This window comes from Candidatus Odyssella thessalonicensis L13, assembly GCF_000190415.1.
GTDB lineage: Bacteria > Pseudomonadota > Alphaproteobacteria > Paracaedibacterales > Paracaedibacteraceae > Paracaedibacter > Paracaedibacter thessalonicensis.
The window spans coordinates 238,488-251,275 of the sequence record NZ_AEWF01000004.1 but is presented as its reverse complement, the minus strand read 5'-3'; the positions used below and the strand labels follow the sequence as shown (position 1 = coordinate 251,275).

The 12,788-nt window shown below is 44.4% G+C and carries 13 protein-coding genes; 1 reads left to right on the top strand and 12 read right to left on the bottom strand.

The features are described from left to right. Nucleotides 1–6 precede the first annotated feature (6 nt). From HMO_RS0108290 to grpE, 10 genes are all read right to left on the bottom strand, one after another. Nucleotides 7–927, bottom strand: a complete 921-nt coding sequence (locus HMO_RS0108290) for a class I fructose-bisphosphate aldolase (RefSeq protein ID WP_010301329.1) — start codon at nucleotides 925–927, stop codon at nucleotides 7–9. A gap of 162 nt (nucleotides 928–1,089) precedes the next feature. After that, complete coding sequence (locus tag HMO_RS0108285; RefSeq protein WP_139016862.1) at nucleotides 1,090–1,623, bottom strand: hypothetical protein; 534 nt, start codon at nucleotides 1,621–1,623, stop codon at nucleotides 1,090–1,092. Nucleotides 1,624–1,709: 86 nt separating this feature from the next. Beyond that, entirely contained in the window at nucleotides 1,710–2,564 is an 855-nt protein-coding gene (locus HMO_RS0108280; RefSeq protein WP_139016861.1) for a hypothetical protein, read from the bottom strand. A 67-nt stretch (nucleotides 2,565–2,631) separates the two neighbouring features. Further along, nucleotides 2,632–3,879, bottom strand: coding sequence for an SEL1-like repeat protein (locus HMO_RS15650; protein WP_052572015.1), 1,248 nt, complete (start codon nucleotides 3,877–3,879; stop codon nucleotides 2,632–2,634). A gap of 26 nt (nucleotides 3,880–3,905) precedes the next feature. After that, nucleotides 3,906–4,325 (bottom strand): tetratricopeptide repeat protein, encoded by a 420-nt coding sequence (locus HMO_RS15645; protein WP_010301319.1) that lies wholly within the window; start codon nucleotides 4,323–4,325, stop codon nucleotides 3,906–3,908. 187 nt (nucleotides 4,326–4,512) lie between these two features. Next, nucleotides 4,513–5,361, bottom strand: a complete 849-nt coding sequence (locus HMO_RS0108270; RefSeq protein WP_010301315.1) for a hypothetical protein — start codon at nucleotides 5,359–5,361, stop codon at nucleotides 4,513–4,515. A 139-nt stretch (nucleotides 5,362–5,500) separates the two neighbouring features. Then, nucleotides 5,501–6,238 carry a 4-hydroxy-tetrahydrodipicolinate reductase gene (gene dapB / locus HMO_RS0108265; protein ID WP_010301312.1) on the bottom strand — a complete coding sequence of 246 codons (738 nt, stop codon included), beginning with the start codon at nucleotides 6,236–6,238 and terminating at the stop codon, nucleotides 5,501–5,503. Then, nucleotides 6,238–7,383, bottom strand: coding sequence for a molecular chaperone DnaJ (gene dnaJ, locus HMO_RS0108260; protein WP_010301309.1), 1,146 nt, complete (start codon nucleotides 7,381–7,383; stop codon nucleotides 6,238–6,240). The genes dapB and dnaJ overlap by 1 nt, the downstream gene beginning before the upstream one ends. 122 nt (nucleotides 7,384–7,505) lie before the next feature. After that, the gene (dnaK, locus tag HMO_RS0108255; RefSeq protein WP_010301308.1) at nucleotides 7,506–9,413 is read right to left on the bottom strand and encodes a molecular chaperone DnaK; all 1,908 of its coding nucleotides are present in this window, start codon (nucleotides 9,411–9,413) and stop codon (nucleotides 7,506–7,508) included. Nucleotides 9,414–9,536: 123 nt separating this feature from the next. Further along, a complete protein-coding gene (gene grpE, locus HMO_RS14400) occupies nucleotides 9,537–10,079 on the bottom strand; it encodes a nucleotide exchange factor GrpE (RefSeq protein ID WP_010301303.1) in 543 nt (180 codons plus the stop codon). Between the two features lie 168 nt (nucleotides 10,080–10,247). Here grpE and dksA point away from each other — a divergent pair, with 168 nt between their 5' ends. Continuing rightward, the gene (dksA, locus tag HMO_RS0108245; protein ID WP_010301298.1) at nucleotides 10,248–10,664 is read left to right on the top strand and encodes an RNA polymerase-binding protein DksA; all 417 of its coding nucleotides are present in this window, start codon (nucleotides 10,248–10,250) and stop codon (nucleotides 10,662–10,664) included. Nucleotides 10,665–10,929: 265 nt separating this feature from the next. Here dksA and HMO_RS15640 read toward each other — a convergent pair whose 3' ends face one another. Continuing rightward, on the bottom strand, nucleotides 10,930–12,087 hold the full coding sequence (locus HMO_RS15640; RefSeq protein ID WP_010301295.1) for a coiled-coil domain-containing protein: 1,158 nt from the start codon (nucleotides 12,085–12,087) through the stop codon (nucleotides 10,930–10,932). 300 nt (nucleotides 12,088–12,387) lie between these two features. Continuing rightward, nucleotides 12,388–12,648 carry a hypothetical protein gene (locus HMO_RS0108235; RefSeq protein ID WP_010301292.1) on the bottom strand — a complete coding sequence of 87 codons (261 nt, stop codon included), beginning with the start codon at nucleotides 12,646–12,648 and terminating at the stop codon, nucleotides 12,388–12,390. Nucleotides 12,649–12,788: the final 140 nt, after the last annotated feature.

Sequence of the window (12,788 nt, the reverse complement as noted above, 5' to 3'; positions counted from 1 at the left end):
AATAACTTATCGCTTTTGACGAAAAATCTCAACTACTTCCTGCGCCATGGCTAAAGCCTCTTCTTTCGGCCGTTGGAAGAAATTGCGTCCAATAATTGAGCCAAATCCCCCGCCCGCGACAATAGCGCGAGCGTCTTCTAATACAGCGCCGGCTTCTTTTGATTCACCGCCTGAGAATATCACCATGCGCCGCCCATTGAAACAAGAATCAACCACGTGTTTAACGCGAGCGGCCATACTTGAGACATCGACATATTTTTCATAGAGCGGTTTTGCTGAACTCATTTCTAGATGGGCTGTAGGTAGCTTGACTTTAACAATGTGCGCCCCAAGCTGACATGCCATATGCGCCCCATAGGCAATGACATCAGCTGCAGTTTCACCGTCTTTAGAAAGAGCCCCTCTGGCATAAGACCAAACAATTACCGCCAGACCACAGGCTTTGGCTTCGGCCGCTAGCTCGCGTAATTCTTCAATCTGTTCATAAGAAAGATCTGAACCGGGATAAATCGTAAATCCGATGGCTGAGCATCCTAAACGCAAGGCATCATCAATTGATGCTGTAACAGCTTGATCGGGGGCGTTGTCTTTATCAAACAAAGAGTTACCGCTGTTAATTTTTAAAATTGTCGGAACGGCCCCTAGGAACGTATCAGCGCCTGCTTCTAACAGCCCTAAAGGTGCTGCAAACGCATTCATGCCTCCGTCCACAGCAAATTGATAATGGTAATGGGGATCATAAGCTGCCGGCGTCATGGCAAAAGCTCGAGGTCCATGCTCAAAGCCTTGATCAACGGCTAAGATCATCATTTTACCCGTCCCACTTAATTTGCCATGCATTAAAATGCGAGCTAGATTCTGCTTAACGCCAATAGAATCAGCCTCATAATTGGACAAGATCTTGCGAACTTTGGATGTAATACGCATACAGGAAATCCCTCAAATGATAAATTTAGAAACAAATTGGATCCAGTATACGTGAATTTTTTGAAAGGGAACAGGCTTATATATAGGGTAGTAATATATTGTTACCATATGTAAGAACCCCTGCCTCTGGGAAATGAGAACGGCAATTAAGAAGCAAGAGATTTACATCAACAAGCGATCTAGGAGTTTATGAATGACGCCCTTGGCAGCACGTTCGGTGGCAATTTCCACCTTCTTACCTCGCCTTAAGGCATCTTCATTGGTCGCAAATTCATCATTGTGATAAGTATCAGCAAAAACATTAACGTTGGTCTTTTTATTTTTCAGAATGAATTTAACATAGATATCTGTATTAGGACGATCTCCAAAAGATTGCTGTTTTAGCTCAAGCAATTCCACGATTAAGTGATAAACGCTCTCCGCTGAATCTGCTAACATATTAGCTGACTTTAAAGATTGCTCAATGGCTGCCTTTAATTCAGCGTTACCAATCTTGGCATCATGATAGAATTCTGTATCTGCACCCCCTGTCACTTTATCGACAGTTATGTTTTTAAAATATTTGGAACTTTTTGGCGCTTTCTTGCTTTCCGGTACCGTATAAACCATATCTGAAATATCAGCCGGGCTGCTGCAAGCGGATAGAATGAGGCAGCACACTGATAAAATCGCAAGACTACGTTGTTGTATCGCCAATTCCTTTTTCCTCAATTTTATCTTCTCCGCTTGCAAGGATCTAAAACTCCCTTTTGCACATCCCGCCTGACGACAATCTTGACTTTTTATTTGCCATCTTCCCACTGAGGTAAAGATTGCACATATTCCACCACTGAAGTGGCCAGCATCTGCGCCGCCATATTTGATTCTGCATCGAGAGAATGATTCGATTCATGATGCTCAATCGCAGGATTCGATGCTTGCGGTGTTTGAGGAAGTGAAGCGTAGGGTTCTCCAGCACTATAGAGATCCATTTGTATCGACTCATTGGCCTGCGATTGCTGCCCTTCTCCCATTGCCGGCGGAATGATCAGCTCTGATGGATGGGTTGGTTGCTGCCCATTTTCCGGCATATGCCCAAGCTCGGGTTGAGGCAGCGGTGGCTCTGAAGACGCCGGAGCTGCTCCGCCATGTACTGTTATCTTTCCCTCATTCGGCGACAAAGGTTGTACGACGACAGGCTGTGACTCCGGGGTGACAGGGGCAGAAGGCAGAGCGGCCGGAGCAGATGCCGTCGGCATAGAGCTCGTAGTCGAGACGGCAGGATTAATGACACCTTCTTTATGAGGCTCAGCGGCAAGGTGGTTTTTCCAGTTTCCATCTAGAGAGGACCCTTGAGCATTTTGCATTACTGGCTGCGGTTGCGCTGGCTCTAGGGTAACCGATTGACCAGGCCCCACAGCTACTGGCTTAGTTGGCTCTACGGTTTCTGGTTTAGTTGGCTCTACGATTGCTGGCTTAGTAGAGCCGCTCAGAACACGACTTTCACCTTCACCGCGATCGACGTCAGCTGATTGTGGACTTAATCCAAAGAAAATCTTAATCTTTTCGAGGATACCGCCCGACTCTTTCTCGCCAGCTGCCGCCACCGAGGAAACACTTAATAATAAAATTAGGGATAACTTAGACAAATGGTTCATTAGACGATCTCCATCAGTTTTTCTTAAGTTTATTCCTATTAAATTTAAAAAATCGTTAAAGCTTTCTCTAAACAGCATTATTTAATACGCTGACCCTAAAAAAATGATTGCGATAAGATTGGGAGCGACGAATCAATTCTAGGATCTCCTGATTCAAACTCTGGGCAAATTCTACATGGTTATCAAGATCCTCTAAATGCTGATCTAAACTCTTTATGGCTTGGTGTAAGGCATTGATCTGCTCTGTCTCTCCATGCCCAGCCATATAAGGATGGAGAAAAGCGACCAAGAAACTATATAAATCGACCTCAGTTTGAGCAGAGGGATTGCTTGCTTTGAGGGCTAAAAAGATACCTTCAAGAAGAAAAGGATGCTCTTGAGGGTTTGTTCCCTTTCTTGTCAGTTCTTGGAGAACATTTCTAGCACTTAAATAGAAATGTTTTAAGGTACTAATTAATTGAGGAAGTTCTTGGGATTGCATAAGCTTAAGGAGCAAGGCCACCTCTTCGTGACTAAAACTTAAATCAAGGTAGGAGGGCCAATCCTTATCTAGACGCACATATAGACCCAATTGTTTAAAGCTGGCTTTTAGCTGGGGACAGTTAAAGTGAACACAATTAATTAGAAATCCGGGTTCCCGTATCATTTTAGCCTTAAGATTATTGATCAGCTCTTCGTACTGAGTAATTAATGAAAAGATTTTATGGCTTAAAGTTTGCAAGGAAGGATTTTGATTAGCTGTTCCCCATCCTAACCCAGAACCTGCGTAAGCTTCGAGAGCAGGATACACATCTTTCAAATTCTGTAAATTTAGTTGCAGTTCATCCCACTGGGCCTTAGGAAAAAGGGGGACTCCTTGCTTTCCATTCCACAGACAAGCAAAATTAAAATAGCAGAGTAGCGCCTGTTTTGCAGATTCACACACCCCGCCCTGCTGTAGCCGAGCCGCTCGCAAGAAATAAGAAATAGCTTGCACCGAATCTGCTTGTACACCGTCACCATTTTCATAAAGGCAACCAAGCTTATAAAGAGCCCCCGCATGGTTTTGCTCTGCCGCCTGTTGAAACCACTCTCTCGCTTTCTTGTTATCTTTCTTAAGACACAGGCCGGTTTGATAAGCACAGCCAATCTCATATTGAGCCGGTGCATATCCTTGAATAGCAGCAAAATGATACCATCGCACTGCTTGCTCTTGATTTGCTTCGACTCCAATTCCCATCCTATAATTACAGGCCAGATTATATTGAGCAAACTTATGCCCTTGCACGGATGCCTTCTTATACCACTGCATGGCTTTATGGGCATCCAAAGGCACGCCCAACCCAGCATCATATAATAAGGCTAATTATACTGGGCGGGGGCATACCCTTTGTGAGCCGCTTTCAAATACCACCAGGAGGCTTGAGCATAATCGACCTCTCCTCCTTTGCCGGCATGATAAATTACTCCCAAAAGAAATTGCGCCAGCACGTGATTTTGCAATGCAGATCTATGACTCCATTTCATAGCTTCTTGAAAATCTTTCGACACCCCTATACCTTCAAAGTATTTCCTTGCAAGGGCATACTGGGCATTTGAATTTTCTTCCTCAGCGGCCCGTTTAAGTTTTGTTATCTTTTCTTGGCAAAGGGTATCATCGGCTTGTGTAAGCCACAGTTGAGCTCGGCTCTCTGCTTGCTCGCGTGAGGTATCTGTGGGCCGCTGATCGATCGCAAAGCTGCTCTGCAGCATCATCACCGCGAAAATAAGATTTTTGTACATCGGTCCACCTTACAAGTAAATTTTACTTAAAATTATAATTAATAGCTGTAAAAGTACAAATCTTAATGTAAGAAATAAGAAAACTTATTCAAGCGGAGGATGAAACCTGGGGATACTTTTAGCCCCCAACTCCAGTTATAGAGAAAGCAAAGTCCCCCTAGTTTCAGAGAGTTCTCTCTTGTACTTATTAAGCTAGCTCAGCGCTTTGCTTATTGCTCTCAGCGTGTAAAGATTTCTTTATAAGGCTTAATTGATCTAATTTCTTCTTGATTACACTATTATTAGGGCTATTGCCTCGCAGTGTCTGATAGAAAGCGGCCGTCATAAAATGGGAAAGTCCGTAGTGAGCCTCACATGTAATTGCTAAAGAATGGATAAGCTCATTTTTCTGATCGAGAGAGAAATCAGGGCACTGACTAATTTTATGAAGCACATGCGTAATTTGATGGCTTAAAAATTGCTGTTCCAGAGCTGATTGATTGTCTTTATCTGTTTCTTTTTCTAAAATTAGGCGGTAGTAATTAAAATAATTATGGTTCATCTCTTGAAACCATTTGTCCGCAATAGAGAAAGCTTGATGGCATTGAAAAGGTGATAGTATCCCCATAAACTGGCATATCTGCACGGCCATAGCATCGGGAAAGGGGTGATGGCAATCAATAAAGTGCAGCACTTGGGTAATGTATTTTTCGTTATCACCTCTGTGCAGTATTATCTCATCAATACAAGGCTTATTGTAATTCTCGCATAACGTTTTTAATTGAGTATATAGTTGGGGCTCCCACTTATCAGTAAACGCATATGTCTTTAAGCTTATGAGCAAGGTAACACGGGGCTGATTATCATAGATATAACTGCCCGCAATCTCTTCAATTGTATCTGAGTTATAATTTACGTAAACAAACTTCTGGTTTCTGACAAATCTCTCTTTCCAACCGGTGCAAGTTATGGGGGGCCGAGGACTAGAGGCGAGCTCCATAGCTGCACCGGCAGAAACTGATATGAAAAAATAGAGTGCTGATATGATAAGCTTCATTATAATCCTTTGTCTGTAAGTATTCATGGCTCTGCTTGAAAAAGAGATAAAACCTAAGATTTAATGCGAAAAATAAACTTAAGAATAAAGTTAAGACATAATGGGGATTTACCCGTAAGAATACGCTCTTTGGGGTAAATTAGGCTGCCAGCGCCAGGGCATCTTGCATGGTATATAAACCGGGAGGCTGACCTTTTAACCACAGACCTGCTTTAATGGCGCCGCGGGCAAATAACCGTCGTGACAGTCCCTGATGGGATAGGGAGATAATCTCATCATCGCCCATAAAATGAATTTGATGTTCACCGATAATACCGCCGCCTCGCTGAACTGAGAAACCAATTGTGCCGGGGAAACGCCTGCCGGAACGATCGGGATAGGCGATTGCCGCTGCTAAAGTCGTGCCTCGGCCTTGAGCCACAGCCTGCCCCAGGGATAAGGCGGTGCCAGAAGGCGCATCCAATTTATGGCGATGGTGTGCTTCGATAATCTCAATATCATAAGATTCATCAAGCAGTTGAGCCGCGGCCTGGGCTAACTTCGTCATTACAGCTACTCCAAAACTTGTATTTGAAGCCCTTAATACCGGAATTTCTTGAGCAGATTTTTGGATTAATTCTTCTTGAGCAGACGATAAGCCAGTTGTTCCAATCATCACAGGCTTGCGATACCGCTGAGCAATTTTTAAATTGGACGACAAAGCTGCAGGAACTGAGAAATCAATAAAAATGTCCGCCTCCTTGCCATCACCCTCCTCACCTTGACCGGAGGTCCCGCCACAATAGGTAGCGACGGGATGCTCAGATAACAAAGAACGCACTTCTACCCCCATACGGCCTGTCGCACCAAAAAGGTAAAAATTCGTCTTTGTTTGCATTATTTGCCGCTCCATAAGTCTTTTACTTTTTTAAAGAAGCCCGTAGACTCTGGGCTATTTGATTCATGGCTAGAAATGCTGGCAAATTCTTCTAAAAGTTCCCGCTGTTTCTTACTTAAATTCTGAGGCGTTTCCACCGAAGCTTCTACATACATGTCACCTCGATTTGTTGAACGCATTATACTCATTCCTTTAATCTTTAAGCGGAATTGATGCCCACTTTGAGTGCCAGCGGGGATCTTCATTTTGGCTTTGCCACCATCAATGGTCGGCACATCAATCTCGCCCCCTAAGGCTGCTGTCGTCATCGGAATAGGAATGCGGCAAAAGATATCCGCGCCCTGACGCCTAAATAATTTGTGGCGGCGAATATTGATAAAGACATACAAATCCCCGGCGGAAGCACCACGAACACCCGATTCCCCAGCCCCTGAAATACGAATGCGAGTTCCATCATCTACGCCAGCCGGAATTTTAACATCCACTACCTTCTCGCGCCGCTGACGGCCGCTACCATGACAGGTTTTGCAAGGCTTATCGATCGACTCTCCGGCGCCATGACAAACTGGACAAGTCCGCTCTACAGTAAAGAATCCTTGCTGTGCCCGGACTCGCCCTCGGCCATGACAACTGCCGCATTTAACAGGGGCCGCCCCGTCGGCTGCACCGCTTCCTTTACAGCCTTCACATTGAGCTGCGACCAGATAACGAATTTTGGTGGTCGTCCCATGGAAAGCTTCTTCTAAAGTAATTTCCAAGTCATAACGGATATCAGCTCCCCGCATATTGGCTTCAGACTGGCGCCGTCCCATGCCATCGCCGAACATTTCGTCAAAGATATCAGCAAAAGACGAGGTAAAATCGAAGCCACCAAAACCTGGCCCCGCGCCCCCGCCTCCAGGACGTCCGCCCATCGTTTGATCGAAAGCAGCATGGCCAAAGCGATCGTAGGCAGCCCGTTTCTGGTCATCCTTTAAAATGTCATAAACATCTGTTGCTTCACGGAATTTTTCTTCAGCACTTTTATCCCCTGGGTTTTTATCAGGGTGATATTTCATTGCCAACTTGCGATAAGCTTTTTTTATCTCATCAGCCGAAGCAGTCTTACCGACTCCTAAGACTTCATATAAATCACGTTTAGTCATTTATCATTCCGTTATTTAGTCAATGACATTATAGATAAGTTTAAGCCGACTATTTGATGCAAACATGAGGAAGCCCTTTTGGACTCCCTCATAAATTATAGGTTAACAGGCATCAAGATTAGTTAAGCTTTCTTCTTATTGTCCTCTTGAACTTCCTCGTATTCAGCATCAACCACGGTACCTTCGGCAGCTGCAGCAGCGTCTGCCCCTGAAGCTGGAGCTTCTTGTTGCGCCTTATACATTGCTTCACCAAGTTTCATGGAAGATTGCATGAGCGTATTAGTCTTCGCCTTGATATCTTCGGCGTCGTCACCTGTTACAGCTTGCTTCAAGGCTTCCAGATCCTTTTCAATCGCCGCTTTATCCTCGGCAGAGATCTTATCGCCATGCTCAGATAATGTCTTTTCCGTTGTATGAATCATACTTTCTGCATGGTTTTTAGCCTCAATTGCTTCACGGCGCTTCTTATCGGCTTCGGCGTTGGCTTCAGCATCTTTTACCATACGCTGAATTTCATCATCACTCAGGCCACCAGAAGCTTGGATACGAATCTGTTGCTCTTTATTCGTAGCCTTGTCTTTGGCGGAGACATTCACAATACCATTGGCGTCAATGTCAAAAGTAACTTCAATCTGAGGCACACCGCGTGGCGCTGAAGGGATTCCTACCAGATCAAATTGACCAAGCAATTTATTGTCAGCAGCCATCTCCCGTTCGCCTTGGAAGACGCGAATAGTGACAGCTGTTTGATTGTCATCAGCGGTCGAGAAAACTTGACTCTTACGGGTGGGAATGGTTGTGTTGCGATCAATTAAGCGCGTGAAAACACCCCCTAAGGTTTCAATTCCCAAAGACAGCGGCGTTACATCAAGCAACAACACATCTTTAACATCACCCTTAAGAACCGCGCCTTGAATTGCGGCGCCAGCGGCCACCACTTCATCCGGATTAACACCGCGGTGAGGATCTTTACCGAAGAAGTTCTTTACTGTCTCAATAATTTTTGGCATGCGGGTCATACCACCGACCAAAATAACTTCATCGATATCGCTTGCCTGTAAGCCAGCATCCTTTAACGCCGCCTTACAAGGAGCAATGGTGCGCTGAATGAGATCGTCTACTAATGTTTCCAGCTTAGCCCGCGTCAATTTAATATTGAGGTGCTTTGGACCGGAAGCATCCGCGGTGATAAAGGGAAGATTAACATCGGTTTGCGTGGAAGAAGACAATTCAATCTTGGCCTTTTCAGCAGCTTCTTTTAAACGTTGAAGTGCCAAATTGTCATTCCGCAAATCAATGCCGGTTTCTTTCTTAAATTCGTCAGCTAAATATTCAATAATTCGACTATCAAAGTCCTCCCCGCCGAGGAAGGTGTCACCATTAGTCGATTTGACTTCAAAGACGCCATCCCCAATTTCAAGGATGGAAACGTCAAAAGTTCCACCACCCAAGTCATAGACCGCAATGGTCCCTGTTCCTTTTTTCTCCAAGCCATAAGCTAAGGCAGCAGCTGTGGGCTCGTTAATAATGCGAAGAACTTCCAGTCCTGCAATCTGGCCGGCATCTTTTGTCGCTTGGCGTTGAGAGTCATTGAAATAGGCAGGCACAGTAATTACAGCTTGCGTTACAGGCTCACCGAGATGCGCTTCTGCCGTCTCTTTCATCTTTTTTAGAATCATGGCGCTGATCTGGCTCGGACTCATTTTCTCGCCATTAACTTCAACCCATGCATCGCCATTATCAGCTTTCACAATTTTATAAGGAACGAGATCAATATCTTTTTGAGTCATCGGATCATCAAAACGCCGCCCGATTAACCGTTTAATTGCAAAAAGGGTATGCTCAGGATTGGTGACTGCCTGACGCTTTGCTGATTGTCCCACTAAACGCTCACCGCTTGAAGAGAAAGCAACCATTGAGGGGGTCGTACGGGCCCCTTCAGCGTTTTCAATAACTCTTGGCTTATCGCCATCCATAACAGCAACACAGGAGTTGGTCGTTCCAAGGTCGATCCCTATAACTTTCGCCATTTTAAATCTCCATCTAAAACTTTTATAATCTGTGACTCTTAAATTAGCAGCCACATGCTTACTCTGCTAACAATATAGGATGCAGAGAATATTTTGTCAAGATTTTACCGACCTTCGGCCAATTTACTGAGGCTTTTTTGAGACCCCCACCAAGGCAGGACGCAGCAGTCGATCATGCAGAGTAAAACCGGTTTGCATAACTTGAACAACAATTCCTGGCTCAACATCTGCGGTCGGGACTTCAAACATAGCTTGGTGGTAATTGGGATCAAAGGGCTGATTGAGAGGATCTAGCCGTTGAATGCCATGCCTTGAGAAAATATTATTAAGCTCTGTTAAGGTCAAATGCACCCCTTCGGTAAATCCTTTGATGTCTTCAGAAATCTGTCCTGATTGATTAACCATTTCCACTGCCCGACTTAAGCTATCGTAGACGCTAAGAATATCTCGTGAAAAGTTGGTGGCTGCATATTTTAGAGCATCTTCGCGCTCTTTTTGGGCACGACGTCGTGTATTTTCAAGTTCAGCTACAGCCCGCAGCCATTGGTCTTTCATTTTATCGAGCTGCGCTTGCAAATCATCAGATTCGGCGGTTTCTACCGAACGGCCTACATTTTCTTCAACTGAGGTATCAACTGTTTTATCGTGATCTGCTTTGTTTGTCATTTTCTTCCTATAAAATCTAGTATTTCTATGATTTTTATAAGCACTTATGCCAAAAAAGGCAAGGTTACCCAAAAAACTTTTTTAACAAATCCATTAATAAATATATAGACAATTACTAAAATTTTATGCAACCTGGTTATTACAATAGTTGTTTGTATGGGGTCTGATATGAATAGAACACTCCCGGAAGGCTACCGCCCTTGTGATGAAGAAGAGTTTATGAACTCAGCTCAGAGAGAGTATTTTAAGCAGAAATTGTTATCATGGCGCGATCAATTATTAAAAGAATCTTCCGAAACGATTAACGCTTTACAAAATGAAGTTATTGCAGAGCCTGATATTGTCGATTCAGCGGCCAATGAAGCAGACAGAGCCATTGAATTGAGAGCTCGCGACCGTGAACGTAAGCTGATCAATAAAATTGAAGAAGCTTTACGACGTATTGAAGAGGGAAGTTATGGATACTGTGAAGAGACAGGCGATCCCATTGGCGTCCGCCGCTTAGAAGCGCGCCCAATCGCAACCCTTTCCATCGAAGCTCAAGAACGTCATGAGCGCCGTGAACGCTTACAGAGAGATTTTTAAGTTTCTCTTTACCTCCCTTAGCCAAGCTAGTCGCTTCAAACCCGAATGGCTATAATGTGATTAGCTTTAATTACCTTAGTGGGGAGCTATATCAATCTTTGAGCACAAGGCTTACGATAAGTGTTGAGCTTAGGCTTCATATTACTTTGCGTAATTGTAGGTTATACTTTCTACATTTTAGCAATAAACTTTACCAAAAATAAAAAGCTCAGAACAGTACTTCTGAGCCTTAAAAAGGCAACATATCTTAAAGATATTTCCTCAGTTATTGCCCTAATCTAGCCTTTCTAGCGGCCACTGCTCCGGATAATTCATCAGCAAAAGCTTGACCGGACCAGGCAGAATTCACCTTTGCAGGGGGCGGTGGTGGCGGAGGCACCGGAATTGCAGAAGCTCTTGCTGTAGCTCGAGCGTTTTCTTGGGCTTGGAGCTGACGAGCATATTCGGCATCACGGCGTTCTTGCTCACGACGAGCTTGAGCTCGGGCTCGTTCCTGCGCTTGGAGCTGACGAGCATATTCGGCATCGCGGCGCTCTTGCTCACGACGAGCTTGAGCTTGAGCTCGGGCTTGCTCCTGCGCTTGGAGCTGACGAGCATTCTCCGCATCACGGCGTTCTTGCTCACGACGAGCTTGAGCTTGAGCTCGGGCTTGCTCCTGCGCTTGGAGCTGACGAGCATTCTCCGCATCACGGCGTTCTTGTTCACGGCGGGCACGGGCGTTTTCTTGCTCTTGCAACTTACGAGCATACTCCGCATCACGGCGTTCTTGCTCACGGCGGGCTCGAGCTTGAGCTTGTTCCTGCTCTTGCAACTTACGAGCATATTCTGCATCACGGCGTTCTTGCTCACGGCGGGCGCGAACATTTTCTTGCTCTTGCAACTTACGAGCATACTCAGTATCACGGCGCTCTTGCTCTTGTTTTTTTACAGCTCGAGCAACTTCTTCTGCCTGTAATTTATGGGCAAGTTCAGCATCTCTGCGAATTTGTTCCTCGCGCGCTGCCTCCTCCCTCCTCTTGAGATCTTTTTGCTCTTTGTCCCTGTTCACCCAAGCATTATCACTTGGAAGAGCGACAATGGCAGGAGGAGTATAAGGAGGCCAGGTGTTATTATGCAGCTGCATAGATTGATAATTATATGAATTATTCTGATTTTGTGTCTGGTAATTATAAGAGGGGGTATTCCTATAATAGTTGCTTTTTGCCGCATTCTTTTGCGCCAGGCGCTGCTGATGAAGCGCTTCCTTTTGAGCTAAACGTTCTTGTTCTAGCATACACTTGGAAAACGCATCTGTGCCGTAAGAGAAACCATAATCTAGACAACGCTTCTGATAACGGTACAACTCTGCCTCACGTGGGGCACACCCGACCATCAACATTGATACTAAACTGAGTGCCAAGGTACTTTTAGCTTGAAATTTCATTTTAAAACGCTCTTCATTTCTAGGTTTACTTCGCTGATTACCAAACCACCTTATATATGGGTATTAATTTTTGTGCTATCAAGAATAAAATTTACTTTTAATATCAAGCCTATTTTTAAGAAAGCGCTCAATTCTTGTAAAAGGTGAAGCAGATGTATTCTCTGATGGCAACCTATTTACTTATAGAGAGTTTGACGGCTGGTGGTTTTAAATAACGACTCTTCATCAACTGAGGGGCGCACTTCTCCCTTATGCCTCACTGATCATAGAGCCCCTTTTTTCAGAGAGAAACCTAAGAAACTAGGAAATAGAACTAAGAGGAACGGAGTAACTGATCTGCTTGTGCCATTGCGAAGCCATACGTTCCTGATGGAGCTGTTCTTTGCGATCCATACGCTCTTGCTCGAGCATACATTTAGAAAAATCACTACTGCCATAAGAGAAGCCATAAGCTAAACATTTCTCCTCATAGCGACGCACTTGCTCATCGGTCGTTGTACATCCAATAATAATAACCGTTCCTAAACTAAAAACTAAAGAGTTACGAACAAAAGATCTCATTTAAAAAAAATATCCTGATTAAATCGAATTAACTTATTACATTCTCTTTTTATCAACATTTCGTATGCCCATCGCCACGTGAAAATTTTTATAAAGATACTCACTAGAAGAGTTCTTTAGCTGTTAAAGTTAAAAAACTT

Bases quoted from the DNA above. Each gene is read 5' to 3' on its own strand.
- HMO_RS0108290 (WP_010301329.1), bottom strand. From the start codon at position 927: ATGCGTATTACATCCAAAGTTCGCAAGATCTTGTCCAATTATGAGGCT.
- HMO_RS0108280 (WP_139016861.1), bottom strand. From the start codon at position 2,564: ATGAACCATTTGTCTAAGTTATCCCTAATTTTATTATTAAGTGTTTCC.
- HMO_RS15645 (WP_010301319.1), bottom strand. From the start codon at position 4,325: ATGTACAAAAATCTTATTTTCGCGGTGATGATGCTGCAGAGCAGCTTT.
- HMO_RS0108270 (WP_010301315.1), bottom strand. From the start codon at position 5,361: ATGAAGCTTATCATATCAGCACTCTATTTTTTCATATCAGTTTCTGCC.
- dapB (WP_010301312.1), bottom strand. From the start codon at position 6,238: ATGCAAACAAAGACGAATTTTTACCTTTTTGGTGCGACAGGCCGTATG.
- dnaJ (WP_010301309.1), bottom strand. From the start codon at position 7,383: ATGACTAAACGTGATTTATATGAAGTCTTAGGAGTCGGTAAGACTGCT.
- dnaK (WP_010301308.1), bottom strand. From the start codon at position 9,413: ATGGCGAAAGTTATAGGGATCGACCTTGGAACGACCAACTCCTGTGTT.
- grpE (WP_010301303.1), bottom strand. From the start codon at position 10,079: ATGACAAACAAAGCAGATCACGATAAAACAGTTGATACCTCAGTTGAA.
- dksA (WP_010301298.1), top strand. From the start codon at position 10,248: ATGAATAGAACACTCCCGGAAGGCTACCGCCCTTGTGATGAAGAAGAG.
- HMO_RS15640 (WP_010301295.1), bottom strand. From the start codon at position 12,087: ATGAAATTTCAAGCTAAAAGTACCTTGGCACTCAGTTTAGTATCAATG.
- HMO_RS0108235 (WP_010301292.1), bottom strand. From the start codon at position 12,648: ATGAGATCTTTTGTTCGTAACTCTTTAGTTTTTAGTTTAGGAACGGTT.